Source organism: Streptomyces incanus, from assembly GCF_042656345.1.
Taxonomy (GTDB): domain Bacteria; phylum Actinomycetota; class Actinomycetes; order Streptomycetales; family Streptomycetaceae; genus Streptomyces; species Streptomyces incanus.
Genome location: NZ_JBHSPC010000056.1, coordinates 1 through 25,643, shown reverse-complemented (window position 1 = coordinate 25,643; position 25,643 = coordinate 1). Strand labels below are relative to the sequence as shown.

Annotated in this window: 22 protein-coding genes and 1 pseudogene; 15 read left to right on the top strand and 8 right to left on the bottom strand. The window is 71.1% G+C overall.

Translation table 11 applies throughout. The features are described 5' to 3' along the window. Nucleotides 1-172: 172 nt before the first annotated feature. Nucleotides 173-616 carry an SRPBCC family protein gene (locus tag ACFP2V_RS19650; RefSeq protein WP_381213789.1) on the bottom strand — a complete coding sequence of 148 codons (444 nt, stop codon included), beginning with the start codon at nucleotides 614-616 and terminating at the stop codon, nucleotides 173-175. Between the two features lie 184 nt (nucleotides 617-800). Between ACFP2V_RS19650 and ACFP2V_RS19645 the strand changes: the two are divergent. The 3 genes and pseudogenes from ACFP2V_RS19645 to ACFP2V_RS19635 form a co-directional block, all read left to right on the top strand. Further along, a pseudogene (locus ACFP2V_RS19645) lies at nucleotides 801-1,033 on the top strand (Rv2578c family radical SAM protein); the annotation flags it as partial. 280 nt (nucleotides 1,034-1,313) lie between these two features. Further along, nucleotides 1,314-2,891 (top strand): alpha/beta hydrolase, encoded by a 1,578-nt coding sequence (locus ACFP2V_RS19640; protein ID WP_381213786.1) that lies wholly within the window; start codon nucleotides 1,314-1,316, stop codon nucleotides 2,889-2,891. A gap of 177 nt (nucleotides 2,892-3,068) precedes the next feature. Beyond that, nucleotides 3,069-3,569 (top strand): GNAT family N-acetyltransferase, encoded by a 501-nt coding sequence (locus ACFP2V_RS19635; RefSeq protein WP_381214048.1) that lies wholly within the window; start codon nucleotides 3,069-3,071, stop codon nucleotides 3,567-3,569. Between the two features lie 30 nt (nucleotides 3,570-3,599). Here ACFP2V_RS19635 and ACFP2V_RS19630 read toward each other — a convergent pair whose 3' ends face one another. After that, entirely contained in the window at nucleotides 3,600-4,208 is a 609-nt protein-coding gene (locus ACFP2V_RS19630; protein WP_381213783.1) for an adenylosuccinate lyase, read from the bottom strand. Nucleotides 4,209-4,593: 385 nt separating this feature from the next. Here ACFP2V_RS19630 and ACFP2V_RS19625 point away from each other — a divergent pair, with 385 nt between their 5' ends. From ACFP2V_RS19625 to pssA, 9 genes are all read left to right on the top strand, one after another. Then, nucleotides 4,594-6,408 carry a 3-hydroxyacyl-CoA dehydrogenase family protein gene (locus ACFP2V_RS19625; protein WP_381213781.1) on the top strand — a complete coding sequence of 605 codons (1,815 nt, stop codon included), beginning with the start codon at nucleotides 4,594-4,596 and terminating at the stop codon, nucleotides 6,406-6,408. Nucleotides 6,409-6,577: 169 nt separating this feature from the next. After that, entirely contained in the window at nucleotides 6,578-7,390 is an 813-nt protein-coding gene (locus ACFP2V_RS19620; RefSeq protein ID WP_381213778.1) for a TetR family transcriptional regulator, read from the top strand. 512 nt (nucleotides 7,391-7,902) lie between these two features. Beyond that, on the top strand, nucleotides 7,903-9,246 hold the full coding sequence (gene ccrA / locus ACFP2V_RS19615) for a crotonyl-CoA carboxylase/reductase (protein WP_381213775.1): 1,344 nt from the start codon (nucleotides 7,903-7,905) through the stop codon (nucleotides 9,244-9,246). A 10-nt stretch (nucleotides 9,247-9,256) separates the two neighbouring features. Beyond that, entirely contained in the window at nucleotides 9,257-11,284 is a 2,028-nt protein-coding gene (locus ACFP2V_RS19610; protein ID WP_381213773.1) for a protein meaA, read from the top strand. Beyond that, a complete protein-coding gene (locus tag ACFP2V_RS19605) occupies nucleotides 11,281-12,243 on the top strand; it encodes an HpcH/HpaI aldolase/citrate lyase family protein (protein WP_381213770.1) in 963 nt (320 codons plus the stop codon). The genes ACFP2V_RS19610 and ACFP2V_RS19605 overlap by 4 nt, the downstream gene beginning before the upstream one ends. Before the next feature lie 5 nt (nucleotides 12,244-12,248). Beyond that, nucleotides 12,249-12,776 (top strand): MaoC family dehydratase, encoded by a 528-nt coding sequence (locus ACFP2V_RS19600; RefSeq protein WP_381213768.1) that lies wholly within the window; start codon nucleotides 12,249-12,251, stop codon nucleotides 12,774-12,776. Between the two features lie 2 nt (nucleotides 12,777-12,778). Beyond that, nucleotides 12,779-13,984, top strand: a complete 1,206-nt coding sequence (locus ACFP2V_RS19595) for an acyl-CoA dehydrogenase family protein (protein ID WP_381213765.1) — start codon at nucleotides 12,779-12,781, stop codon at nucleotides 13,982-13,984. A 171-nt stretch (nucleotides 13,985-14,155) separates the two neighbouring features. Next, on the top strand, nucleotides 14,156-14,812 hold the full coding sequence (locus ACFP2V_RS19590; RefSeq protein ID WP_381213758.1) for a phosphatidylserine decarboxylase: 657 nt from the start codon (nucleotides 14,156-14,158) through the stop codon (nucleotides 14,810-14,812). A gap of 25 nt (nucleotides 14,813-14,837) precedes the next feature. Then, nucleotides 14,838-15,653: a CDP-diacylglycerol--serine O-phosphatidyltransferase gene (gene pssA, locus ACFP2V_RS19585; protein WP_381214045.1), complete on the top strand. Its 816-nt coding sequence runs from the start codon at nucleotides 14,838-14,840 to the stop codon at nucleotides 15,651-15,653. A 243-nt stretch (nucleotides 15,654-15,896) separates the two neighbouring features. Here pssA and ACFP2V_RS19580 read toward each other — a convergent pair whose 3' ends face one another. Further along, the gene (locus tag ACFP2V_RS19580) at nucleotides 15,897-17,084 is read right to left on the bottom strand and encodes a glycerate kinase (protein ID WP_381213755.1); all 1,188 of its coding nucleotides are present in this window, start codon (nucleotides 17,082-17,084) and stop codon (nucleotides 15,897-15,899) included. A gap of 345 nt (nucleotides 17,085-17,429) precedes the next feature. Between ACFP2V_RS19580 and ACFP2V_RS19575 the strand changes: the two genes are divergently transcribed. Together ACFP2V_RS19575 and ACFP2V_RS19570 are read left to right on the top strand one after the other, a co-directional pair. Then, complete coding sequence (locus tag ACFP2V_RS19575; RefSeq protein WP_381213752.1) at nucleotides 17,430-17,933, top strand: NUDIX domain-containing protein; 504 nt, start codon at nucleotides 17,430-17,432, stop codon at nucleotides 17,931-17,933. Nucleotides 17,934-18,007: 74 nt separating this feature from the next. Next, a complete protein-coding gene (locus ACFP2V_RS19570; RefSeq protein ID WP_381213749.1) occupies nucleotides 18,008-18,841 on the top strand; it encodes an MHYT domain-containing protein in 834 nt (277 codons plus the stop codon). Here ACFP2V_RS19570 and ACFP2V_RS19565 read toward each other — a convergent pair. The 3 genes from ACFP2V_RS19565 to ACFP2V_RS19555 form a co-directional block, all read right to left on the bottom strand. After that, a complete protein-coding gene (locus ACFP2V_RS19565) occupies nucleotides 18,789-19,373 on the bottom strand; it encodes a methylated-DNA--[protein]-cysteine S-methyltransferase (RefSeq protein ID WP_381213747.1) in 585 nt (194 codons plus the stop codon). The two genes, ACFP2V_RS19570 and ACFP2V_RS19565, sit on opposite strands and share 53 nt — an antisense overlap. Before the next feature lie 60 nt (nucleotides 19,374-19,433). Further along, nucleotides 19,434-20,954 (bottom strand): AlkA N-terminal domain-containing protein, encoded by a 1,521-nt coding sequence (locus ACFP2V_RS19560; protein WP_381213744.1) that lies wholly within the window; start codon nucleotides 20,952-20,954, stop codon nucleotides 19,434-19,436. Between the two features lie 226 nt (nucleotides 20,955-21,180). Continuing rightward, entirely contained in the window at nucleotides 21,181-22,716 is a 1,536-nt protein-coding gene (locus tag ACFP2V_RS19555; RefSeq protein WP_381213741.1) for a purine-cytosine permease family protein, read from the bottom strand. Between the two features lie 101 nt (nucleotides 22,717-22,817). Between ACFP2V_RS19555 and ACFP2V_RS19550 the strand changes: the two genes are divergently transcribed. Continuing rightward, complete coding sequence (locus ACFP2V_RS19550; protein ID WP_381213738.1) at nucleotides 22,818-24,269, top strand: PucR family transcriptional regulator; 1,452 nt, start codon at nucleotides 22,818-22,820, stop codon at nucleotides 24,267-24,269. Here the strand turns inward: ACFP2V_RS19550 and ACFP2V_RS19545 are convergent. Together ACFP2V_RS19545 and ACFP2V_RS19540 are read right to left on the bottom strand one after the other, a co-directional pair. Beyond that, nucleotides 24,259-24,498, bottom strand: coding sequence for a macro domain-containing protein (locus ACFP2V_RS19545; RefSeq protein ID WP_381213735.1), 240 nt, complete (start codon nucleotides 24,496-24,498; stop codon nucleotides 24,259-24,261). The genes ACFP2V_RS19550 and ACFP2V_RS19545 overlap by 11 nt on opposite strands. Nucleotides 24,499-24,757: 259 nt before the next feature. Further along, nucleotides 24,758-25,387: a ScbR family autoregulator-binding transcription factor gene (locus ACFP2V_RS19540; RefSeq protein WP_381213732.1), complete on the bottom strand. Its 630-nt coding sequence runs from the start codon at nucleotides 25,385-25,387 to the stop codon at nucleotides 24,758-24,760. Between the last annotated feature and the right edge of the window lie 256 nt (nucleotides 25,388-25,643).

The following is a 25,643-nucleotide window of genomic DNA, read 5'->3' as shown; positions in this document are numbered from 1 at the left end:
CCTGCGTCAGCGTGATCCCACTCACGCGCCGCTCCCCTCGTCGCGCCGCCGCACCGCTTCCGCGCGAAAGCGACAACCATGAGCAAGCGCGACGAGTTACGACATACGGAAGGTTCGTACGGAGATCACTCGAACCGCCGAGGCGAAGGGGCGGGCCCGGCCGCCTCGGCGGTCACTTCTCGACCTCGGTGGCGAGTCTGGCGAGCAGCGCGTCGTGGATGCGCGCGAGGCCCTTGGGGGCGAAGGTCCTCTCGAAGAAGCCTCCGATGCCCCCGGCGCCGGTCCAGGTGGTGGTCACGACGACCCGTGACCTGCCCTCCCCGGCCGGGGTGACGCGCCAGGTGGTGACCATGGACGAGTTGCGGTCCTTCTCGACCAGTTCGCCGTCACTCGGCTCGGTGACCTCCATGAGGCAGTCGCGGACGCGCTTGCTGGTGGCCTGGAGCTTCCAGTGGACGAGGCTGCCCTCGCCGTCACCGCCCTCGCGGACCTCGTACTCGCTGTACTGCTCGGGCAGCAGCCTCCCGCGCGTGCCGCGGTAGTCGGCGAGGGCGTCGAACACCGTCTCCGCGTCCGCCGCGACGATCCGCTCCGTAGTGGCCTCGACCTGCGCCATCGGTTTCCTCCAGGACATGGGTTCTCGGGGGGTCGGGGCAAGCCAACCACCCCCTCACCCGGCCCCCCAAATCGGGAGTCCGGAAGTGATCGGGAGTGTGCTCAAACCAGTCGTTCACGCGATCAAGGGAACACTTGTTCCATTACGTGGGCCAGTGTTTGGCCAGTACCACCGAGGAGGCGTCATGCGCGGGGAGGACCTCACCCCGGACTCCGGACACAGCCGGGCCGACGCCGCACTGTTCGGCGCGGACGCGATAACCACCCGCACCTTCGACACGCCGGAGTTCACCGGAGTTCACCGGAGTTCGCCGGAATCACCTTCCACGAGATCCGCGCCCGCTCGATCCTCGACCGGGTGCCCGGGGCGTCCCGCATGCCCTTCGAGCGGACCGTGAATCCCCATCGGGGATGCACGCGCAAAGATGCCCCACCGCCTCCGGCCCGCCGGGCCCCGGTAGCCGGATCTCCGGACCAGCGGTCCCCCGCCTCCGGGCCCTCCGCCTCCGCGTCCCGGTGCTCCGGATCCCCCACATCGGGTCCGACCCAACTCTCGCTTCTTCAGGAGCATTCGAGGGCATCCGGCGACCCGATCGGGTCAAGAGTCGGCAGAACGCGTTCATCCGGCGGCTCGTTCCGGGACGATGCCGCGTGGACCGTGAGCCCGCGGTTCACCGACCTCCGTCCTGGGAGGACCCATGAGGAAACGCGCAGCAGTGCTGTGCAGTGCCGCCGCCGTCATGGCCGGGAGCCTGACGGCCCTGCCCGCCGAGGCGGCCGCACCGAACGGCGCCGACACCTTCCGCGCGGCGAAGCCCGTGTGGAAGGACTGCGGCACCGAGAACTATCCGACGCTGCAGTGCGCGTCCGTCGAGGCACCTCTCGACCATGCCCGCCCCGGGGGGCGGAAGATCACCCTCGCGCTGTCCCGCGTTCCGCACACCGCGAAGAAGTACCAGGGCCCCCTGCTGGTCAACCCGGGCGGCCCCGGCGGCAGCGGGCTGGCGCTCGCCGGGTTCGTCGCGGCGTCGCTGCCGAAGGAGGTAGCCGCCCAGTACGACGTGATCGGCTTCGATCCGCGCGGGGTGGGCGCGAGCAGGCCCGCGCTGAACTGCGAGCCGGGCTTCTTCGACCCGGTGCGGCCGAATCCGGTGCCGAGCACCCGCGCGGTGGAGCAGGCCAACCTCGAACGCGTGAAGTCGTTCGCCGACGCCTGCGGCAAGAAGCACGCGGATCTCCTGCCTAACGTGAACACGACCAGCGCGGTGCGCGATATGGACGTGGTCCGGCAGGCGCTGGGCGTCCAGAAGATCAATTACTTCGGCTACTCCTACGGCACGTATCTGGGTGCCGTGTACGCCAAGCTGTTCCCGGAGCGGGTGCGGCGCCTGGTCCTCGACTCGATCGTCGACCCCACCGGGGTCTGGTACGAGTCCAACCTGAACCAGGACCACGCCTTCAACGACCGCCACCGCGCCCTGATGGCCTGGATCGCCGAGCACGACAGCACGTACCGGCTCGGCACCGATCCGGAGAAGATCGAGGCCGAGTGGTACGCGATGCGCGCGGCCCTGGCGAAGAAGCCGGCCGGTGACAAGGTGGGCGCGGCCGAACTGGAGGACACCTTCCTGCCGGGCGGCTACTACAACGGCTACTGGCCCTATCTGGCGGAGGCGTTCGCGGCGTACGTGAACGACGGCGACTTCGGACCGCTGGTCAAGGCGTACGAGAACTTCGGCGCGATCGACGCCGCCGGCGACAACGGCTACAGCGTCTACACGGCGGTCGAGTGCCGGGACGCGTCCTGGCCGCGGGACTGGCGGCAGTGGCGCAAGGACAACTGGGAGGTGTACGAGCGGGCACCGTTCCTGACGTGGAACAACGCCTGGTACAACGCGGCGTGCGCGTTCTGGCCGACCGAGTCGCTGCGGCCCGTGAACGTCGTCAACGGGAAGCTGCCGCCGGCGCTGCTCTTCCAGGCCACCGACGACGCGGCCACCTCCTACCAGGGCGGCGTGACGGTCCATCATCTGCTGGCCCGCTCCAGCCTGGTGGTGGAGCGGGGCGGCGGCAATCACGGCATCACGTTGAGCGGCAACGCCTGCCTGGACGAGCACCTGACGGCGTACCTGACCGACGGCACCGTGCCGCGCGGCCGCGGCACGGCCGACGCGGTGTGCGAGGCGCTGCCCGACCCGACCCCGCGGACGTCGAAGGCCACGTCCCCCACGTCCCGCGGCTCGACCCTGCACGGTCTGCTCGGCTTCCGCCGCTGAGCAGGCGCGTCGTCGGGACGGGGAGTCGGGGGCAGAGAGGCGGGGCAGAGAGGCGGGGGGCCGGGGCACGGCGTTGTCGGACCCCTGGTCCACCATGGAGCCATGAGCGAGCCAATCGGGACCCCCGCCCCCGGCGACGTCCTCCCCTCGTCCCCGGCGGAGTTCGTGCCGCGCCCGATGACGGCGGACGACTGCGCCGAGGTCGCCGAGATCCGCGTACGCGGCTGGCAGCACGCCTACAGGGGCCTCGTCCCCCAGCCCTATCTCGACGGCCTCGACATCGCGGCGGACGCCGACCGGCAGCGCGCCCGCCTGCTGGACGGCGACCGGCGCGTGGTGAACCTGGTCGTCGACAGCGGCGGCAAGCTCCTCGGCTGGGCGGCCCTCGGCCCGTACCGGGACGGCGAAACACGCACCGAGGACGCCGAGTTGTACGCCCTGTACCTGCGTCCCCAGCACATCGGCCGGGGCGTGGGCAGGGCCCTCCTCTCGGCGGCGGTCCGGTACTGCGCCGCCGCCGGACACCAGCGCATGTACCTGTGGGTCCTCGAGGGCAACGCCCCCGCCCGCCGCTTCTACGAGCGGGCCGGCTTCGCCGCGGACGGCGCCGAGGAGGCCTTCGAGGTGGGCGAGGCGGTGGTGCCCGAGGTGCGGTACGCGAAGGATCTCCGCGGCTGAGCGGTCCGGCCACCGCCGCGGAGCCCGCGGCTACCGCTGCCCCGGTATCCGCGGCGCGGACGCCCGCTGCTGCCCGGGGATCCGCGCCAGGGCACGGACCGCCGCCTCGGCCAGGGCGGGGTGGGCCAGGGCCTCGTTCAGGACGGGTTCGGCGCGGGCGTCGCCGAGTTCGCCCAGTCCGTCCACGCAGGCGAGGGCGACCCCGCGGTACGGGTCGTGCGGGCGCAGCCGCCGCTGCAGCGTGGTGATCAGGGCGGGCACGGCTTCCGGGGCGCGCAGTTCGACGAGCAGGCGTACGGGGTGCAGGGCGTAGGCGACGCGAAGTTCGTTGGTGGCGAGGGCGGCGGCGGCACGGGCGGTGCGCGGGTCGCCGAGGCGGGCCAGGGCGTAGGCGGCGCCGGCGCAGCGCGGTGGGTCCCGGTGGTTAAGGAGAAGCACGAGGGACTCGAAGGCCCGCCGGTCCCCCGCGAGCCCGAGCCGGAAGGCCGCCAGTTCCCTGGCCCACAGCGGCTGCCCCGGCTCGGTGAGCACGGTGGTCAGGGCGTCGGGGTCCTCGGTCGCCAGAAGCCGGTCGACGGCTGCCGATCCGGCCGCCTCGGCCCGTAAGCGCTCCGTGAGCGATCGCAACTCTTCGTCCATGCCCCGAGGTTAGACGGCCCACCCGGCTGCCGGGACGTACATCACAAACACCGGGGGTTGGCGCGCTCGTTACCCGCGGGTTAGGCTCAATCGAGCGAGTTACCCACTCGCGTTCTCGCTGTTCGTTTCTCCTCACGGTGGTTCGGTGACGCAGCCACGGTGAGTGCAGTCGGTTCGGTACTCGTACGCGTGTACCGCAGTACGGCTCGGCCCCGGGACAGGGCTGGTCGGAACCGCCGTTCCCGGGCATGTGCCCGTCGTGACGGCACCGGGCGTGTGCGCTCGCAGCCCGGCATCACCCGCATTCCGTACGCACGTACCCGGTGCGCCCCTCGGCGCACCCGGGCGCGTTCTCCGTCGTCACCCTCATTCCTGGAGTCCCTCGATGGCCACTCCCCTGTCCCCCCAGTCCGACACCCCCATGCTCCCGCTCCGGACCGTCGCCGTGGTCGGCCTCGGCACGATGGGCACCGGCATCGCCGAGGTCCTGGCCAAGGCCGGCCGCGAGGTCGTCGGCATCGACGTCAGCGCGGCCCAGGCCACGCGGTGCGTCGCCGTCCTGGAGTCCTCGACCGCCCGCGCCGTGGAGCGCGGCCGACTCACCGGGGAGCAGCGCACGGAACTTCTGGCCCGCGTGACCACCTCCACCGACCTCGCGGCGGCGGCCGGCGCCGACCTGGTGATCGAGGTGGTGCCGGAGTCGTACGAGGTCAAGCAGCAGATCTTCCGTGAACTCGACGCCGTGGTGCGGCCGCAGACGATCCTGGCGACCGGCACCAACGCCCTGTCGGTCACCCGCCTCGCCGCCGACTCGGCCCGTCCCGAGCGCGTGCTGGGCCTGCATTTCTTCAACCCCGCCCCGGCGATGAAGCTGGTGGAGGTCGTCTCCTCGGTGCTGACCTCGCCGGCGGCCGTCACCGCGGTCACCGACCTGGCCCTGGATCTGGGCAAGGAGCCGGTCGCGGTCGGCGACCGGCCCGGATTCGTCGCCGACGGGCTGTTGTTCGGCTACCTCAACCAGGCCGCCTCGATGTACGAGTCGAACTACGCCTCCCGCGAGGACATCGACGCCGCGATGCGGCTGGGCTGCGGTCTGCCGATGGGTCCGCTGGCGCTGCTCGACCTGATCGGCGTCGACACCGCGCGGACGGTCCTGGAGGCCATGTACACGGAGTCCCACGACCGGCTGCACGCGCCGGCCCCGATCCTGAAGCAGCTGAGCGAGGCGGGTCTGACGGGCCGCAAGGCGGGGCGCGGCTTCTACACGTACGAGGAGCCGGGCAGCGCCACCGTCGTGCGGGACGCGCTGACCCCGCCGGAGGACGGCCGGCTCACCGAGGGCCGGCCGGTCCGTTCGGTGGGCGTGGCGGGCTCGGGCACCATGGCCTCGGGCATCGCCGAGGTGTTCGCCAAGGCCGGCTACCACGTGGTCCTCGCAGCCCGCAGCGCGGAGAAGGCACAGGGTGCCAGGGCCCGGATCGGCACGTCCCTGGCGCGCTCCGTCGACAAGGGACGGATGACCGCCGAGGCCGCCGCCCAGGCCCTGGAGCGGGTCCGGCCGACGGATTCCTACGACGACTTCGCCGACGTGGACCTGGCGGTCGAGGCGGTTGCCGAGGACCTGGAGGTCAAGCGGCAGCTGTTCGGGACGCTGGACAAGGTCTGCAAGCCGGGCGCGGTGCTCGCCACCACCACCTCCTCGCTGCCCGTGATCGTCTGCGCCCGTGCCACCTCGCGTCCGCAGGACGTGATCGGCATGCACTTCTTCAACCCGGCGCCGGCCATGAAACTGGTCGAGGTGGTCCGTACGGTGCTGACCGAGGACGACGTCCACGCGACGGTGCGCGAGGTCTGCCGGGCGATCCGCAAGCACGCCGTGGACTGCGGTGACCGGGCCGGTTTCATCGTCAACGCGCTGCTGTTCCCGTACCTCAACAACGCGGTCAAGATGGTGCAGGAGCACTACGCCGGCATCGACGACATCGACGCCGCGATGAAGCTGGGCGGCGGCTACCCGATGGGCCCGTTCGAGCTGCTGGACGTCGTCGGGCTGGACGTCTCGCTCGCGATCGAAAAGGTCCTGCACCGCGAGTTCCGCGACCCGGGGCTCTCCCCGGCGCCGCTGCTGGAGCATCTGGTGGCCGCGGGCTGCCTCGGCCGCAAGACCGGCCGTGGCTTCCGCGAACATGCCAAGCGCTGAGCCGCCGCACCGCCTGGGCGACTGGTACCGCGGCGGCGGCCAGTGGGGCGGGCTGCTGGAACCCGGCCGGTTCCCGCCGCCCCCCGGCCGCAGCGCTCCCCCGCCCCCCGAGGGCGGGGGAGTTCCCGGTCCGGCGCGGCGAGCTGCGCGCATGCAGTACGTTCGGGACATGTCCCAGCCCGCCAAGTCCTCCCGTACACCCGCCACGACCGAGCCGCCGGAACGCGCCGCAGGCAGTCGCGCCGCCGCCCAGCGGCTGAAGATGCGCCGGGAACTGGCGGCCGCCGCGATGGAGCTGTTCGCGACCAAGGGGTACGAGGCCACCACCGTCGACGAGATCGCGGCCGCGGCCGGGGTCGCCCGCCGCACCTTCTTCCGGCACTTCCGGTCCAAGGAAGAGGCGATCTTTCCCGATCACGACGACACCCTGGTACGCGCCGAGGCGGTGCTCAACGCGGCGCCGGCGCACGAGCATCCGCTCGACACGGTGTGCCGTGGCATCAAGGAGGTCATGCGGATGTACGCGGCGCGGCCGGAGATCTCGGTCGCCCGCTACCGGCTGACCCGCGAGGTGCCCACCCTGCGTGAGGCGGAGATCGCGTCGGTGGCCCGCTACGAGCGTCTCTTCACCCGTTACCTGCTCGGCCACTTCGACGAGCACGCGCACGACGAGGACGCGGGCGACGACCCGCTGCTGGCGGAGGTCGCCGCGTCCGCCGTGGTCACCGCGCACAACCATGTGCTGCGGCGCTGGCTCAGGGCGGACGGCCAGGGCGATGTGGAGGCGGAGCTCGACCACGCCTTCTCGATCGTCCGCAAGACCTTCGGGAACGGGATCATGGCGGGCCGCCGCACGGTGCCGCCGAGGCCGTCGGCCGCCTCGGTGTCCGCCCAGGGCGAGGTGCTGGTGACGGTCGCCCGCACCGACGCCCCGCTGGACGAGGTGATGCGGACCATCGAGCAGGCCCTGAAGGAGCACTGAGGAGCGCTCGAGGGGCACCAGGAGGCCCTGCCGAGGCACTGAGCAGTGCTCTGAAAGCGCACTGAGCGCACCTCGCCGTTGTGACGACGGCCACCCCATGGGGTGGCCGTTTTGCCATGTCAGGACCCCTTTTCACGTCCCCTTCGGACCCCATTCGATCGATCATCGCTCATTTGTTACGTAAAGATTTCATCTGAGAGCGATTCATGGCACCCAGTGCCTTGCGTGCTGTCACGGCGTGCCATACGTTGAAGGAGTCCGGGCGGCCGGCGCGCAGAGACCCTTCGCGCGTCGGCTGTCCCAGCAAGCCGAAAGGCCTGCCCGCCCGGACGCCTGCGTCACAGGCACCCTCCCGCGCCACCAAGCGCTGCCGAAGCACCACCGCCGAACCGACGGCACCCCCTCAGACCCTCAACAGCACCGACGCAACCGTCAGCGCCCCTCCCTCAGGGCTTCCCCAAGCTCTCGACTTCGCTCGACCGGGGGAGGCCCCAACCCGCCGGAGGCACACCGTGACCGTCAAGGACATCCTGGCCGCGATCCAGTCGCCCGACTCCACGTCGGAGGACTTCGCCGCCCTGCCGCTCCCCGACTCGTACCGCGCGATGACCGTGCACAAGGACGAGACCGAGATGTTCTCCGGACTCGCCACCCGCGACAAGGACCCGCGCACGTCGCTCCACCTCGACGACGTGCCGCTGCCCGAACTCGGCCCGGGTGAGGCCCTGGTGGCCGTGATGGCCTCCTCGGTCAACTACAACTCGGTGTGGACGTCGATCTTCGAGCCGATGTCGACCTTCGGCTTCCTGGAGCGCTACGGCAGGCTCAGCGAGCTGACCAGGCGCCACGACCTGCCGTACCACATCATCGGCTCGGACCTCGCGGGCGTCGTGCTGCGCACCGGCCCCGGCGTCAACGCCTGGCACCCCGGCGACGAGGTCGTCGCCCACTGCCTCTCCGTCGAGCTGGAGTCCAGCGACGGCCACAACGACACGATGCTCGACCCGGAGCAGCGGATCTGGGGCTTCGAGACCAACTTCGGCGGCCTGGCGGAGATCGCCCTGGTGAAGTCCAACCAGCTGATGCCGAAGCCGGACCACCTGAGCTGGGAGGAGGCCGCCGCCCCCGGCCTGGTCAACTCCACCGCCTACCGGCAGCTGGTCTCCCGCAACGGCGCCGGCATGAAGCAGGGCGACAACGTGCTCATCTGGGGCGCCAGCGGCGGACTCGGCTCCTACGCCACCCAGTTCGCGCTGGCCGGCGGCGCCAACCCGATCTGCGTCGTCTCCAGCGAGCAGAAGGCGGACCTCTGCCGGGCGATGGGCGCCGAGGCGATCATCGACCGCACCGCCGAGGGCTACAGGTTCTGGAAGGACGAGCACACCCAGGACCCGAAGGAGTGGAAGCGCTTCGGCAAGCACATCCGCGAACTCACCGGCGGCGAGGACGTCGACATCGTCTTCGAGCACCCCGGCCGCGAGACCTTCGGCGCCTCCGTGTACGTCACCCGCAAGGGCGGCACCATCGTCACCTGCGCCTCGACCTCGGGCTACCACCACGAGTACGACAACCGGTACCTGTGGATGTCCCTGAAGAAGATCGTCGGCTCCCACTTCGCCAACTACCGCGAGGCCTGGGAGGCCAACCGCCTCGTCGCCAAGGGCAAGATCCACCCCACCCTGTCGCGGGTGTACTCCCTCGAGGACACCGGCCAGGCCGCCTACGACGTGCACCGCAACCTCCACCAGGGCAAGGTCGGCGTGCTGTGCCTCGCCCCCGAGGAGGGCCTGGGCGTGCGCGACCACGAGAAGCGCGCGCAGCACGTGGATGCCATCAACCGCTTCCGGAACATCTGAGGGCCGTTGAATGACAGAACGTCAGAAGGACCGTCCGTGGCTGATGCGGACCTACGCCGGTCACTCCACGGCCGAGGCGTCGAACGAGCTGTACCGGCGCAATCTCGCCAAGGGTCAGACCGGTCTGTCGGTGGCGTTCGACCTGCCGACGCAGACCGGCTACGACCCCGACCACGTCCTCGCCCGCGGTGAGGTCGGCCGGGTCGGGGTGCCGGTCTCGCACATCGGCGACATGCGCAGGCTGTTCCAGGACATCCCCCTGGAGCAGATGAACACCTCGATGACGATCAACGCCACCGCCATGTGGCTGCTGGCGCTCTACCAGGTCGTCGCCGAGGAGCAGGGCGCGGACATCACCGAGCTCCAGGGGACGACCCAGAACGACATCGTCAAGGAGTACCTGTCCCGCGGCACGCACGTGTTCCCGCCGGGGCCGAGCCTGCGCCTGACGACGGACATGATCGCGTACACGGTCTCCCACATGCCGAAGTGGAACCCGATCAACATCTGCAGCTACCACCTGCAGGAAGCGGGCGCCACACCGGTCCAGGAGATCGCGTACGCGATGTCCACGGCGATCTCGGTGCTCGACGCCGTGCGCGACTCCGGCCAGGTGCCGCCGGAGCGCATGGGCGACGTCGTCGGCCGTATCTCGTTCTTCGTGAACGCGGGCGTCCGCTTCGTCGAGGAGATGTGCAAGATGCGCGCCTTCGGCCGGATCTGGGACCGGATCACGCGCGAGCGGTACGGCATCGAGAACCCCAAGCACCGCCGCTTCCGCTACGGCGTCCAGGTCAACTCCCTCGGACTGACCGAGGCGCAGCCGGAGAACAACGTCCAGCGGATCGTGCTGGAGATGCTGGCCGTGACCCTCTCCAAGGACGCACGCGCGCGCGCCGTCCAGCTGCCGGCCTGGAACGAGGCCCTGGGCCTGCCCCGCCCCTGGGACCAGCAGTGGTCGCTGCGCATCCAGCAGGTGCTCGCCTACGAGAGCGACCTGCTGGAGTACGGGGACCTCTTCGAGGGCTCCACGGTGGTCGAGGCGAAGGTGGAGGAGCTGGTCGAGGCGTCGCTGGCCGAGATGGGGCGGATCGAGGAGATGGGCGGCGCGATGGCCGCCGTCGAGTCCGGCTACCTCAAGTCCCGGCTGGTCTCCTCGCACGCCGCGCGCCGGGCCCGGATCGAGTCGGGTGAGGAGAAGATCATCGGTGTCAACGCCTTCGAGGGCACCGAGCCGAACCCCCTGACCGCCGATCTCGACACCGCGATCCAGACCGTCGACCCGGCCGTCGAGGCGCGGGTGGTGGAGGCGCTGGGCCGCTGGCGCGACACGCGCTACCAGCCGCCGTTCAACCACCCGCGGCCCTGCAAGGCGCTGGAGGCGCTGAAGGAGGCCGCGAAGGGCGACGGCAACCTGATGGAGGCCACCCTGGAGTGCGCCCGGGCGGGGGCCACGACCGGCGAGTGGGCCGGTGCCCTGCGCGAGGTGTTCGGCGAGTACCGCGCCCCGACCGGGGTGTCCTCGGCGCCGTTCGCCGTCCCCGCCGAGGCGGGCTCGGCGCTCGCCGACGTCCGCCGCAAGGTGGAGGTGACGGCGCGTGACCTAGGTGTCGGCAAGCTGCGCTTCCTGGTCGGCAAGCCGGGCCTGGACGGCCACTCCAACGGCGCCGAGCAGATCGCCGTGCGGGCCCGCGACGCCGGGTTCGAGGTGGTCTACCAGGGCATACGGCTCACACCGGAGCAGATCGTGGACGCCGCCCTCGCGGAGGACGTGCACGCGGTGGGCCTGTCCATCCTCTCCGGCTCCCACGCCCAGTTGGTGCCGGACGTGCTGGAGCGGCTGCGCGGGGCCGGCGCGGCCGACATCCCGGTGATCGCCGGCGGGATCATCCCGAACGCCGACGCCGAGCAGCTCAGGGCCGCAGGAGTGGCCGCGGTCTTCACACCGAAGGACTTCGACATCACCGGGATCATCGGCCGTATCGTCGACGAGATCCGCACCGCGAACAAGCTCGACCCCCTGGAGGTCCCCGCATGACGACCGTGAACCGCCTTCGCCCCCGCCGCTCCTGCCTGGCGGTCCCGGGAAGCAACCCCCGCTTCCTGGAGAAGGCCCAGGGCCTCCCCGCCGACCAGGTCTTCCTCGACCTGGAGGACGCCTGCGCGCCGCTGGCCAAGCCCGAGGCGCGGCACACCATCGTCAAGTTCCTCAACGAGGGCGACTGGACCGGCAAGACGCGCGTGGTCCGGGTCAACGACTGGACGACCGAGTGGACGTACCGCGACGTCGTGACCGTCGTCGAGGGCGCCGGCCCGAACCTCGACTGCATCATGCTGCCGAAGGTGCAGGACGCCCGGCAGGTCGTGGCGCTCGACCTGCTCCTCACTCAGATCGAGAAGACCATGGGCTTCGAGGTCGGCCGCATCGGCATCGAGGCGCAGATCGAGAACGCCCAGGGCCTGAACAACGTCAACGAGATCGCGCAGGCCTCCGGGCGCGTCGAGACGATCATCTTCGGCCCGGCCGACTTCATGGCGTCGATCAACATGAAGTCGCTGGTCGTGGGTGAGCAGCCGCCCGGCTACCCGGCGGACGCCTACCACTACATCCTGATGAAGATCCTGATGGCCGCCCGCGCCAACAACCTCCAGGCGATCGACGGCCCCTACCTGCAGATCCGCAACGTCGACGGCTACCGCGAGGTCGCCCGGCGCGCCGCCGCCCTCGGTTTCGACGGCAAGTGGGTGCTCCACCCGGGTCAGGTCGAGGCGTCCAACGAGATCTTCTCGCCCTCCCAGGAGGACTACGACCACGCCGAACTGATCCTGGACGCGTACGACTACTACACGTCCGAGGCGGGCGGCAAGAAGGGCTCCGCGATGCTCGGCGACGAGATGATCGACGAGGCCAGCCGCAAGATGGCGCTGGTCATCTCCGGCAAGGGCCGGGCCGCCGGCATGCGGCGCACCAGCACGTTCGAGATCCCGGAGGCGTGAGCGGCATGCAGTTCGGACGCACTTACGAGGAGTTCGAGGTCGGCGCGGTCTACAAGCACTGGCCCGGCAAGACGGTCACGGAGTACGACGACCATCTCTTCTGTCTCCTCACCATGAACCACCACCCCCTCCACATGGACACCCACTACGCGGAGAAGACGACGGACTTCGGCAGGAACGTCGTCGTGGGCAACTACATCTACTCGCTGCTGCTCGGCATGTCGGTGCCGGACGTCTCCGGGAAGGCGATCGCCAACCTGGAGATCGAGTCGCTGCGGCACGTGGCGCCGACCTTCCACGGCGACACGATCTACGGCGAGACGACCGTGCTCGACAAGTGGCCGTCCAGGTCGAAGGACGACCGCGGCATCGTCCACGTCGAGACCAAGGGGTACAAGCAGGACGGCACCCTGGTGTGCGTGTTCCGCCGCAAGGTGATGGTGCCGACCGAGACGTACATCAAGGAGCGCGGCGGCGAACAGCCCGGCCGCCCGGAACCGCTGGACATTCCAAAGCGAGAGCAGGAGAAGTAGCCATGGCGCGACTCGCCCAGACGGCCGGTCTGACCGACGTCCAGCGGGAGATCCTCTCCACCGTCCGGGACTTCGTGGACAAGGAGATCATCCCGGTCGCGACCGGCCTGGAGCACCGCGACGAGTACCCGCAGCAGATCGTCGACGGCCTGAGGGAACTCGGCCTGTTCGGTCTGATGATCCCCGAGGAGTACGGGGGTCTGGGCGAGTCGCTCCTCACCTACGCCCTGTGCGTGGAGGAGATCGCGCGCGGCTGGATGTCGGTGTCCGGCATCATCAACACGCACTTCATCGTGGCGTACATGCTCAAGCAGCACGGCACGCAGGAGCAGAAGGACCACTTCCTGCCGCGCATGGCGGCCGGAGACATCCGGGGCGCGTTCTCCATGTCGGAGCCGGCCCTGGGCTCGGACGTGTCAGCGATCTCGTCGAAGGCGGTGCGGGACGGCGACGAGTACGTCCTGAACGGCCAGAAGATGTGGCTGACCAACGGCGGTACGTCGTCCCTGGTGGCCGTTCTGGTCCGGAGTGACGAAGGACACCCGGAGGGCACGGCGCCGCACAAGTCGATGACGACCTTCCTGGTGGAGAAGGAGCCCGGCTTCGGCGAGGTGCGGCCCGGACTGACCATCCCGGGCAAGATCGACAAGATGGGCTACAAGGGGGTCGACACCACCGAGCTCATCATGGACGGCCTGCGCGTTCCGGCGGACCGCGTGCTCGGCGGGGTCACCGGCCGCGGTTTTTACCAAATGATGGACGGCGTCGAGGTCGGCCGCGTCAATGTGGCGGCGCGGGGCTGCGGTGTCGCCCAGCGCGCCTTCGAACTCGGGGTCCGGTACGCCCAGCAGCGACACACGTTCGGCAAGCAGATCGCCCAGCACCAGGCCATTCAGTTCAAGCTCGCGGAGATGGCTACCAAGGTGGAGGCCGCGCATGCGATGATGGTGAACGCCGCGCGCAAAAAGGACTCCGGAGAACGAAACGACCTGGAGGCGGGGATGGCCAAGTACCTCGCGTCCGAGTACTGCAAGGAGGTCGTCGAGGACGCCTTCCGGATCCACGGCGGCTACGGCTTCTCCAAGGAGTACGAGATCGAGCGCCTCTACCGCGAGGCGCCGATGCTGCTGATCGGTGAGGGTACCGCCGAGATCCAGAAAATGATCATCGGCCGCAGACTGCTCGAAGAGTATCGATTCCAGGGCTGAATGTCCGGATACGGGGTGTTTTCTTGGAATAGAGGATCACACCCCGTCAGCACTCTCCGGTCACCGACTCGACTGCTCGGCTTACCCAGTTGTCGTCTGGAGCCGCTACGATCGCCGGAAAGCCGCCGTCCCCTGTCCATGCGCGGCACTTATCCGCTACGAAGGTCATCCATGCCCCACAGCAAAACCTCTGCATCTCGCGACAGCCTCGCCGGCGTGCGCCTCGCGCGCGGAGCGTCGCCGTGGCTCCTGCCGACCGTCGCCACCGCAGCCGTCAGCCTGGTCCGCGCCCGCCGCTCGGGTGCCGCCAAGGCCGTAGCCGTCCCCGTCACCGCTCTCGCGGCGGGGATGCTGTGGTTCTTCCGCGACCCCGAGCGCGAGATCACCCGGGGCCGGGTCATCTCGCCCGCCGACGGTGTGGTGCAGAGCATCATGCCGTGGAAGGACGGCCGGACCCGCGTCGCGATCTTCATGAGCCCGCTCAATGTTCACGTCAACCGCGCCCCGCTGGCCGGCACGGTGACGTCGGTCGAGCACATCCCCGGTGGATTCGTTCCCGCCTTCAACAAGGAGAGCGAGAACAACGAGCGCGTCGTCTGGCACTTCGACACCGAGCTCGGTGACATCGAGATGATCCAGATCGCCGGTGCGGTGGCCCGCCGCATCGTCCCCTACCTGCCCGAGGGCACCAAGGTGGAGCAGGGCGAGCGGATCGGTCTCATCCGGTTCGGCTCGCGTGTCGACCTCTACCTGCCCGAGGGTGTGGAGATCGATGTCGAGGTGGGTCAGAAGACCGTGGCTGGGGTGACTCGCATTGACCGTGATTGATCCGGAGAAGACACCGATCGGCTGGGTGCCCGACGCCGACGAGGCGGACGACGAGGAGGAGATGCCGCTCTCACTCCGCCTGTCGATAGCGGACACCCTCACCCTCGGCAACGCCACCTGCGGCTTCATGGCGGTGTACTTCACCACCACCGGCATCCTGATCCCGCACCTCACGGGCAGCCAGGAGACCGGGATGGCCCGCCACAGCGCGGCCACCGCCGTGATCCTCATGCTGTGCGCGGCGGTCTTCGACCTGTTCGACGGCCTGGTGGCCCGCAAGCTGCGCTCCTCCCCCATGGGCGCGGAGCTCGACAACCTCTCGGACCTGGTCAGCTTCGGTCTGGCCCCGGCGTACTTCGTCCTCGTGTACGGCATGGTCGCGGACGACGCGCATCAGAGAGTGGCCGCGGTCGGGGCGATCGTGGTGCTGCTGGCGGTGGTGCTGAGACTTGCGAGGTTCTCCTGCGTCACCGTCAAGGACGGCACCTTCCAGGGCATGCCGTCACCGTTCGGGGCGCTGACCATCGTCTCGATCGTGCTGCTGGAGCTGCCGTTCGTGGCGACGGTTCTGGCGATCCTGGGCACGGCCTGGCTGATGGTGAGCCGAGTCGAGTACCCGAAGCCGCGGGGCCCCCTCGCGGTGGCGATGCTCTCCTGGATCGTGCTGGCCATGGGCCTGCTGGCGGCCTGGGCCTTCGACGCCCCGAGCGGCCAGCTGCTCCTGCAGACCGGCTGCGCGCTGCAGCTGGTGATGGGCGCGGTGATCCCGCTGTTCGCCACGGCTCGCCGGGTGAACAACTTCCGCGGCAATCGCCGCGAGGCGAGGGCGGCGCAGCCGTAACGCCTGCTGCTTCGGGCCCCGGACCCTGTTGGGTTCGGGGCCCCTTGCTTTGCGGGCACCGGGTGTGGATGCGGGCCCTGCCGGGGGCCGCCGGGGCCCTGCCGGGGGTCCGCCCACCGCCCGACTCGGTGAGCCGAAAGAGCAGCCCTCGGCCCGCCCTTCTCACCGACCGAGTCGGGTGGTGGGCGGGCGGGGGCCGGAGGTCCGGGGGCGGAGCCCCCTGGTACGCGCGGTCGGGCCGCCTCAGCCCAGGAAGTCCCGTGCGATCCGCTCCGCCGTGCGTTCCAGGATCGGGCCCGCCTCCGCGATGCACGTCGCCACGTCCGGCTCGAGATCGGTCAGGGCGTACGCCCGTCGAATCCCCGTCCGCCCCAGCGCCTCCGGCGGCAGCGCGAGCCGCCCGCACACCGCGACGACCTCTTTGCCGGCGGCACGGGCCGCGGCGGCCACCCCCGCCGGTGCCTTGCCGTGCAGGGTCTGCTCGTCCAGCGAGCCCTCACCGGTGATCACGAGGTCGGCCCGCTCCAGCGCGGGCGCGAAACCGAGGACGTCCAGCATGACCTCGATACCGGGCCGGAACCGGGCCCCGAGGAGCAGCGCGCCGTACCCGATGCCGCCGGCCGCGCCCGCGCCGGGCGAGGCGGCGAACTCGGTGGCCCTGGCCCCGGCCGGCTCCTCCAGCACCTTCACGAAGTGCGCGAGCGCCGCGTCCAGCCGCCGCACGTCCTGGGGGGAAGCGCCCTTCTGCGGGCCGTAGACCGCCGGGGCGCCCTTCGGGCCGGTCAGCGGGTTGTCGACATCGCTGGCGAGCACGAACGCGACCTCGCCGAGGCGCGGGTCCAGGCCCGACAGGTCCGCCGAGGCCAGTTCGGCGAGACCGGCGCCGCCCGGTGCCACCGGCTCGCCGTCGGCCTTCAGGAAGCGGGCGCCCAGCGCGGCCAGCATGCCGGCGCCGCCGTCCGTGGTGGCACTGCCGCCGACCCCGAACACGAGGATCCGCGCGCCCGCGTCCAGCGCGGCCGTCAGCAGTTCGCCGGATCCGTACGTGGACGCCGTCAGCGGCGCGAGTACGCCGCCCGGCAGCCTCTGGAGGCCGCTGGCCTCCGCCATCTCCACCACGGCGGTGTCGCCGCGCAGCGCGAACGCCGCGGTGACCTCGTCGCCGAGGGGACCGGTGACCCGTGCCTCCCGCCGGTCGAATCCGGCCGCGACCGCCGCGGCCACCGTGCCGTCGCCTCCGTCGGCCACGGGAAGCGCCTCTATCTCTAGGCCGGGCACCACCCGGCGCAGCCCCGCGGTCACCCGCTCGGCGACCTCCACGGCCGTCAGCGACCCCTTGAACTTGTCCGCGGCGACGAGCACCCGCCGCGCCGGCACTTCCGACTGTGCTGACAGTGCTGATCGAGTACCGCTCACTGCAGCGTCCGCCACTTCCGCCATCCCTTGCTCTCCGGGCCCGTACGCATGCCGGGTCAGTCGCGCCACCGCAGACCCTGGGGTCTGTCCGGCGGATCATGCCGGACAGACCCTAGCCCTCGGTTCCCCGGACCGTCATGTCCCTGCCCAGCCCGTGGAAGGGCGTCGGGCGTGCCGAGGCCGGGAGGGACGTCGAGCGCGGGCGGGACCGGTCACGCCGGGCGTCCGGCCGGGGTCGCCGTGCCCCCGGCGCGTGCGCCGTCCGGTGCCGGTCGCGGGACCGGCGTGTGCTGCCGTGCGCCCTGGCCGGCCGGGCTTCCCGGCCGCGGTACGGCCGTTCGCCGCCACTACCCTTCCCGCATGACCACCACTCAGGATGTTCAGGACTACGCCGCCTATATCGCCTCGCTCCCCCGCGTCCTCGCCGGCGCCGCCGCCCTCTTCCGGGACGGCGAGGGCCGCGTGCTGCTCGTCGAGCCGAACTACCGTGAGGGGTGGGCGCTGCCCGGCGGCACGATCGAGTCGGACGACGGGGAGACCCCCCGCCAGGGGGCACGGCGCGAGACGGCCGAGGAGATCGGGCTGGACCGTGAGCTCGGACGGCTGCTGGTCGTGGACTGGGTGCGCGGGGCCGGACGGCCGCCGGTGGTGGCGTACCTGTATGACGGCGGAGTGCTCGACGCGGACGATCTCGCGGCGATCCGCCTGCAGGAGGAGGAGCTGCTGTCCTGGCGGCTCGTGCCGCGCGCGGATCTGGCCGAATATCTCCCTGGTTCCCTCGGTCGCCGCGTGCTGGCCGCCCTGGACGTCCTCGCCGACGGCTCGGGCCCGGCGGAGCTGGAGGAGGGGCGCCAGGCGAACTGATCCCGATTCGAAGCCGTTCGGAGGTCAGGGCGGCGCCACGATGAACACTCTGTGGCATCACGCCAACGCCTTTCGTGACCGCCACACTGACCGATTTCCACTACGGAGCGGTGACTCCTGTCATCTCCTACCTGATGGCGTGTCTGGGGTCGGCGCTGGGTCTGCGCTGCACCGTGCGGTTCATGCGCCGCGGGGTGCAGCAGAGCCGGAGGATCGGCTGGCTCACCCTGGGAGCCGTGTCCATCGGCTGCGGCGTCTGGACGATGCACTTCGTCGCGATGATCGGCTTCAGCGTCAACGGCGCGGTTGTCGAGTACGACACCCGGCTGACCCTGCTGAGTCTGGCCGTCGCGATCGCCGTCGTCGCCATCGGCGTGTTCCTGGTCGGCTACCGCGGTGCCCGCCCGGCCGTCCTGGGCACGGCCGGTCTCATCACGGGACTGGGCGTCGCGGCCATGCACTACATCGGCATGGCCGCCATGGACGCCGGCGGCACCATCCGCTACGACACGGTGGCCGTGGTGCTGTCCGTCCTGATCGCCGTGGTCGCGGCCACGGCGGCGCTGTGGGCAGCGGTCTCCGTCCGAGGGCTCTGGGCGAGCCTGGGGGCGAGCCTCGTGATGGGCATCGCGGTGACCGGCATGCACTACATGGGCATGGCCGCCGTGAGCGTGCACCTCGAGCATGCCGGCACGTCCTCGCAGTCCTCGGTCGGTCTGATGTCCTTCCTGCTGGCCATGCTCGCCGGCCCGGTGGCGGTCCTCGTCCTGGCCGCGGTGGTCGTCATGTTCGACCCCGAGATGGTGCTCGGGAACGACGAACAGACCCGCGCGGTGCGGCCCTCGACGGGTGGCTTCACCCCCGAGCAGTCTCCGTCGCGCGTGTCGCACCGGTACGAGGGCCCCTGACGGAGCCGGAGGGCAGCGACTGCGGGAACAGGGCCGGACCCCGCTCGAAGTCCAGCAGTCGCTGCTTGCGCTCCAGGCCTCCCCCGTATCCGGTGAGGCCGCCGCTCGCGCCGATGACCCGGTGGCAGGGGATGACGATGCCGATCGGGTTGCGGCCGTTGGCCAGTCCGACGGCCCTGGACGCCTTCGGATTGCCGAGGGCCCCGGCGAGTTCGCCGTACGTGCGGGTCTCGCCGTAGGGGATGTCCGTCAGCAGGTCCCAGACGCGGCGCTGGAACGGGGTGCCGTGCGGGCGCAGCTCCAGAGTGAACTCCTTCAGTCCGCCCGCGAAGTAGGCCTCCAGTTGTTCCTCGGCGTCGGCGAAGGCCCTCGCGGCGGGAGCGGTGGCGGAGCCGGGGTCGACGCGGTCGCCGAAGGTCTCCTCCGGGGGGCGGTGACGCTGGTCGGTCATATAGAGGCCGCACAGGACGCCGTCGTCGGCGACGAGCGTCAGCGGGCCGTACGGGCTGTCGATCACGGTGTGCTGCTTCATCGGCTCCATCCACTTCCGGGCTCCGGGACTTCGTATGTGTTCATCGGCGCTCGTGCGTCCTCATGCCGGCAGGACGTTGATCGGGTGGCTGTCCGTCGCCCACAGGTACTGCACCGCGTACGCCCGCCAGGGCCGCCAGGCCGCCGCGTGTGCGGTGAGCGCGGCGGGGGTGGAGGGCAGGCCGAGTTCCCGGGCGGCGCGGCGGATGCCGAGGTCGGTGGGGAGGAAGGCGTCGGGGTCGCCGAGGGCGCGCATGGCGATGACGTCGGCGGTCCAGGGGCCGAAGCCCGGGAGGGCGAGGAGCTTCGCGCGGGCCTCGGGCCAGTCGCTCTCGACACCCAGGCGCAGGCCGCCGTCCACGAGTGCGCGCACCAGGGTGGTGAAGGTGGCGCGGCGGGCGCGGGGCAGGGCCAGGGTCTCGGGGTCCAGGTCCACGAGTGCCCCGGGCGACGGAAAGAGGTGGGTGAGTCCGCCCTCCGGGTCCGGGTCCTCCACCGGTTCGCCGTGCGCGAGGACCAGACGGGCCGCGTGGGTACGGGCGGCCGCGGTGGAGACCTGCTGTCCGAGCACGGCCCGGACGGCGAACTCCGCCTCGTCGACCGTACGCGGGACCCGGCGCCCGGGCGCCTTGTCCACCAGGGGCGCGAGGACCGGGTCGGTGCGCAGCCGGTCGTCGACGGCCACCGGGTCGGCGTCCAGGTCGAGCAGGCGGCGGCAACGGCTGATGGCGACGGTGAGGTCCCGCGGGTCGGTGAGGGTGAGGCGGCAGGCGATGTGGTCGGGCCGCGGGGCCAGGGCCACGAAGCCGTGCCCGTGCGGCAGCCGCAGGGTGCGCCGGTAGGCACCGTCCCGCCACTCCTCCACGCCGGGTACGGCGGTGGCGGCGAGGTGGCCGAAGAGGTTGTCGGGAGTGAGCGGGGCCCGGAACGGCAGGCGCAGCGACAGCGCGGCGGGGGCGCCGGTGGTTTGGGCGGGACCGGGGGCCCCGGCGGGACCGGAGGTCCGTTTCGGCGCGCGGGCGCGCAGGTCGCTCGGGGCCAGGGCGAAGACCTCGCGCACGGTGTCGTTGAAGGTGCGGACGGAGGAGAAGCCGGCGGCGAAGGCGATCTCCGTCATCGGCAGGGCCGTCGTCTCGATGAGCAGCCGCGCGGTCTGCGCGCGCTGGGCCCGTGCGAGGGCGAGGGGCCCCGCGCCCAGCTCGGCGAGCAGCTGGCGTTCCACCTGCCGGGTGCTGTAGCCGAGCCGGGCGGCAAGGCCGGGCACGCCCTCCCGGTCCACGATCCCGTCGGCGATCAGCCGCATGGCGCGGGCCACGGCGTCGGCCCGCTGGTTCCACTCCGGGGAGCCGGGGCTGGTGTCGGGACGGCACCGCTTGCAGGCCCGGAATCCCGCCTGCTGGCAGGCCGCCGCGCTCGGGTGGAAGACCATGTTCTCGGGCTTGGGCGGTACCACCGGGCAGCTGGGCCGGCAGTAGATGCCGGTGGTGAGGACGGCGGTGAAGAACCAGCCGTCGAACCGCGCGTCCTTGGACCGGACGGCACGCACGCAGCGTTCGGTGTCGGTGTGCATCCCCTTCTGCATGGGTCCAGCATCGGGGACGGAACGGGCCCGGTCTCGCGGAAATCCGACATGAACCTCAGTCGGCCTGCGCTGCCCCGGTTCGCCATGCCGACTCGCGCAGCAGAGGAGGGTTTTCTCGTGCTGCCGGCCGCCGGCCGTCCTGCGCCGTCCGGCCCCGCGGCGCGGAAGGGCGGGCTGTCGGCCCGGTCGGTGGACCGGGCCGACGGGGCGCGACCGGACCGGTGGGTCAGCCGACCACTGCCGGCTCCGCCGGTGCCTCCTGCGGGCCGCCGCTGATCGGCAGGATCTCGGCGTCGGAGGTCCGGACGAAGCGGGGTCCCGCCGGTCCGTACACTCCGCGCGGCTCGGGGAACACGGCGAGCAGGACGAGGTAGAGCACCGCCGCGAGGAGGAGGCCGACCGGCAGCGAGATGTCCATGCCGTCGGCCAGGTTGCCGAGCGGTCCGACGAACTGGCCGGGCAGGTTGGTGAACAGCAGTGCCACGACGGCGGAGACCAGCCAGGTGGCCAGGCCGCGCCAGTTCCAGCCGTGGGCGAACCAGTAGCGTCCACCGGTGCGGCGCTGGTTGAAGACCTGGAGCGCCTCGGCGTCGTACCAGCCCCGTCGGGTGACGTAGCCGAGGATCATCACGACCATCCACGGTGCGGTGCAGGTGATGATCAGGGTGGCGAAGGTGGAGATCGACTGGGTGAGGTTCAGCGCGAAGCGGCCGATGAAGATGAACACGATGGACAGGGCGCCGATGAGGACCGTCGCCTGGACACGGCTGAAGCGGGTGAAGACGCTGCAGAAGTCCAGCCCGGTGCCGTACAGGGCGGTCGTGCCGGTGGACAGGCCGCCGATCAGCGCGATGAGGCAGAGCGGCAGGAAGTACCAGCCGGGGGAGATCGCGAGCAGGCCGCCGACGTAGTTGGGCGCGTCCGGGTCGACGTACTTGACTGCCTGGGTCGCGATGATCGACGCGGTGGCGAGGCCGAAGACGAACGGCAGCAGGGTGGCGGCCTGGGCCAGGAACGCCGCGCCCATCACCCGGCGGCGGGGCGTCGCGGCCGGGATGTAGCGGGACCAGTCGCCGAGGAACGCGCCGAAGGAGACCGGGTTGGAGAGCACGATCAGCGCGGAGCCGATGAAGGACGGCCAGAACAGCGGGTCGGCAGTCGAGGCGAAGCTGCCCGCGTAGCCGGGGTCGAAGTCGCCGGCGAAGGCGAAGGCGCCCAGCACGAACAGGGCCGACGCCGCCACCACGGCGATCTTGTTGACCAGCAGCATGAAGCGGAAGCCGTAGATGCAGACCACCAGCACGAGGGCGGCGAAGATCGCGTACGCCGCGCTGTACGACAGGGTGGACTCGGGGAGCCCCACCAGCCGGTGTGCGCCGCCGACGAGGGCGTCGCCCGAGGACCACACCGAGATCGAGAAGAAGGCGATCGCGGTGAGCAGCGAGAGGAAGGAGCCGACGACCCTGCCGTGCACCCCCAGGTGGGCGGAGGAGGAGACGGAGTTGCTGGTGCCGTTGGCGGGGCCGAAGAGCGCCATCGGCGCGAGCAGCAGGGCACCGGCGATCAGGCCGAGCAGGGTCGCCGCGAGCCCCTGCCAGAAGGAGAGGCCGAAGAGGATGGGGAAGGCGCCCAGCACACAGGTCGCGAAGGTGTTGGCGCCGCCGAAGGCGAGCCGGAACAGGTCGAGTGGACGGGCCGTGCGGTCCTCGTCCGGGATCTGCTCGACACCATGAGTCTCGATTTCGGTGACCGAGGTCGCCATGGGGCTCTCACCTGCTGTTCATACCGGGGACGGGTCCACAGTGTGGGTCACTCGCCGACCACCGACAATTGTGCCAGTCACGAAGAGATATCCTGTTTCATGTGGCTGTCGACAAACTCACCGTCGAGGATCTGCTCTCCTTCCCCGCCCTCCAGCTGTCCGTGAAGGCGGGGAGCAGTGGCCTCGGCCGGTCCGTATCCTGGGCGCACGTAAGCGAGTTGGACGATCCGACCCCATGGCTTCTGGGAGCCGAGATCCTCATGACGACGGGGCTCGCGATCCCCCGTGCGGCGGCCGGGCAGCGCCGCTATCTGGAGCGGCTGGACGACGCCGGCGTCTCCGCACTGGCTCTGTCGGCGCAGCTGCACATGCCCGTGCTGCACGAGGCGTTCTTCCGGGCGGCGGAGGAGCGGGGCTTCCCGGTGCTGGAGGTGCCGCTCGCCGTTCCGTTCATCGCGGTCTCCCAGGAGGTCGCCGCCGCGGTCCAGGAGGACGCCCGGCACCGGCTGGGCGCACAGTTGCAGGTCTTCGGCTCGCTGCGCTGGATGGTCGCCGAGGACCTCGACACCCCGACCCTCCTGCGTCGTCTCGAACGTCTGTCCGGATACGACGTGTATCTCTGCACCCCGCAGGGCCGCCCGCTGCTGCCCGGGATCCCGACGCCCGGTCCGGGGGTGCTGCCCGCCTCGGTGGACGCCGCGCCGACCGTCCCCGGCGGTTTCGTCCTGCCGGTGCCGGCGCCCGGCGGCCCGGCGGGCTTCCTGGTGGCGTACGAGCGGCAGGGCGCCCAGCCCGCCGGCCTCGCGGTCGTCCAGCACATCGCCACGGTGGCGGCGCTGCGGGTGGCGATGGTGCGCAGCGAACGCGAGACCCTGCGCCGCGAGGGCGCCGAGACGCTGGCCGAGCTGCTCCAGGAGGTGCTCGACCCGGAGGCCGCCCGCCGCAGGCTCGCCCGGCACTCCATCGAGGGCGACACCGTCCTGATCGTGGTCCGGCACACCTCCGACGAGGCGCTGCTGGCCTGCCTCGAGGACCACCCCCATCTGCTGCTGACCTGGGGCGAGGACCGGTATGTGCTCGGGGCGCCGCGGCTGGCCGACACCATCGGCGCGCTGCCGGCCGTCACGGCCGGGATGAGCCGCCCCTTCCAGCCGGGCGCGGCCCTGAAGGTCGCCCAGCGCGAGGCCCTGTGGGCGGTCTCCAAGGCGGGCGAGTCGGGCCGCCCGCTGGTCCGCTACGGCGCCGACGCGACGGGCCGCTGGCTGCCGGACGACCCCGCGGTCCTGACCGCGCTGGTCGACCACGTGCTCGGCGAGGTGCTGCGCTACGACGCGGAGCACGACTCCCAGCTCTTGGTCTCCGCCCGCACCTGGATGGAACGCGACCGCCGCACCGGGACCGCCGCCGCGGCACTGCACATCCATCCCAACACGCTCGCCTACCGGCTGCGCCGCTTCGGTGCCCTCTCCGGCCGCGACCTGTCCTCCACCGGCGCGCTCACGGAGGTCTGGCTGGCCATCCAGGCAGCCGGGGCGCTGGGCCTCACCGACTGACACCACGGCAGCCTGCGCGGCCCGCGTCCCACCCCGGCCGGCGCGGCTTCGCCGCGCACGTGGTGTACGCGCTGCCGTCGTAGAGGACGGAACGGGTCTCCTGGAGTGTGGTGGGGGTGGCGCGCACCGTGCGGATCGCGATGCGGGCCGCGCCCTCCAGGGGCCGAGGGTGGGCGCCCGCGGAGGGGGCCGCGAACGCGACCGTCTCCGCACCCAGGACCCTTGACACGCAGGGCCTCGCGGTGACGGGACGCCGGCAGAGACGGGCGGTCCTCCGTCGTGCCGCGGCCAGGGGCACGGTCCCAGGCGTCGGCCCTCGGGGCACGCAGCCGGTACCACCGCCCGGACGCCCACGGCCCGCTCCTGCCTCTGGTCCCCGAGGGGCGGCCGACACGCCCCCCGCCCCCGGCTCACCCGTCGCGCTGCCCCGCCCTCCGCCACCGGGTGTGCGGGCCCCGTCAGGCAGGGCTCGGAGCCGGGTCCTCCAGTTACGCGGGCATCCCCGCCCGCGCGCGGGCGAGCAGAGCGGCCGGGTCGGGATCCGCCTGCAGGAACCGAAGTACGAGCATCCACCACTGGTCCAGCCGCTCTCTCCAGTTCCGCCCGCCGGGCATCTCGTCGGCCAGGGTGCAGAGTCCGAAGAACGCGCACACGAGCGTCACGGCCGCGGCCGACGGCTCGACCCCTTCCGCGAGTTCGCCTCTGGTGCGCGCCTGGGCGAGAAGCCGGGTGGCGGCCACCGACCAGGCGTCGAACGGCGTGGGTACGGCAGCCTCGATGGTGCGGCGTTCCGCCCACAGCCGTGCACCGGCACGCGCCACGATGTCCTCACTGAGGGACTGCGCGACACGGAAGCTGAGGCCGACCAGCTTCTCCAGCGGAGGGATGCCGGGCCTGGCGTAGGCCGCGGCGAGCTGCGGCCAGGTGGCGAACTGCTCGCGGACCACGGCCAATGCCAGCCTCTCCTTACTGGAGTAGTGGAAATAGATCGCCCCACTGGTTCTTCCCGAGTGATCACTTATTTCATTGACACTCGTTCCTGCATACCCCCGCTCGACGAATAGATGTGCTGCTGATTCCAGCAGCACTTTGCGGGTTGCACGCGCCCTTTCCTGCACTCCAGTTCCACCTTCGCTCAAATGTGCCACTGCTACGACGGAAAAATTCAGGCACCCCCATGGAGGCGCATGCGCAGCGCGCGAAGATCTTATTATTCTTGGGCCATGCGTGGGTACGGATGGCACCACACCCTGCGCGGCCCTGTCGGGCAGAATCGTTTCAGCTGAGCGTGAGAGCCCTGCCCCGGGCCGACGCCGCGTAAGCATTCAGAAGGTGGTCGGCGGTCGCGTTGCCTGACGATGTGACAGGCAGTGG

Coding starts and splice junctions, on each gene's coding strand:
- ACFP2V_RS19650 (WP_381213789.1), bottom strand. CDS start 616: ATGGCGCAGGTCGAGGCCACTACGGAGCGGATCGTCGCGGCGGACGCG.
- ACFP2V_RS19640 (WP_381213786.1), top strand. CDS start 1,314: ATGAGGAAACGCGCAGCAGTGCTGTGCAGTGCCGCCGCCGTCATGGCC.
- ACFP2V_RS19635 (WP_381214048.1), top strand. CDS start 3,069: ATGACGGCGGACGACTGCGCCGAGGTCGCCGAGATCCGCGTACGCGGC.
- ACFP2V_RS19630 (WP_381213783.1), bottom strand. CDS start 4,208: ATGGACGAAGAGTTGCGATCGCTCACGGAGCGCTTACGGGCCGAGGCG.
- ACFP2V_RS19625 (WP_381213781.1), top strand. CDS start 4,594: ATGGCCACTCCCCTGTCCCCCCAGTCCGACACCCCCATGCTCCCGCTC.
- ACFP2V_RS19620 (WP_381213778.1), top strand. CDS start 6,578: ATGTCCCAGCCCGCCAAGTCCTCCCGTACACCCGCCACGACCGAGCCG.
- ACFP2V_RS19610 (WP_381213773.1), top strand. CDS start 9,257: ATGACAGAACGTCAGAAGGACCGTCCGTGGCTGATGCGGACCTACGCC.
- ACFP2V_RS19605 (WP_381213770.1), top strand. CDS start 11,281: ATGACGACCGTGAACCGCCTTCGCCCCCGCCGCTCCTGCCTGGCGGTC.
- ACFP2V_RS19600 (WP_381213768.1), top strand. CDS start 12,249: ATGCAGTTCGGACGCACTTACGAGGAGTTCGAGGTCGGCGCGGTCTAC.
- ACFP2V_RS19595 (WP_381213765.1), top strand. CDS start 12,779: ATGGCGCGACTCGCCCAGACGGCCGGTCTGACCGACGTCCAGCGGGAG.
- ACFP2V_RS19590 (WP_381213758.1), top strand. CDS start 14,156: ATGCCCCACAGCAAAACCTCTGCATCTCGCGACAGCCTCGCCGGCGTG.
- ACFP2V_RS19575 (WP_381213752.1), top strand. CDS start 17,430: ATGACCACCACTCAGGATGTTCAGGACTACGCCGCCTATATCGCCTCG.
- ACFP2V_RS19565 (WP_381213747.1), bottom strand. CDS start 19,373: ATGAAGCAGCACACCGTGATCGACAGCCCGTACGGCCCGCTGACGCTC.
- ACFP2V_RS19560 (WP_381213744.1), bottom strand. CDS start 20,954: ATGCAGAAGGGGATGCACACCGACACCGAACGCTGCGTGCGTGCCGTC.
- ACFP2V_RS19555 (WP_381213741.1), bottom strand. CDS start 22,716: ATGGCGACCTCGGTCACCGAAATCGAGACTCATGGTGTCGAGCAGATC.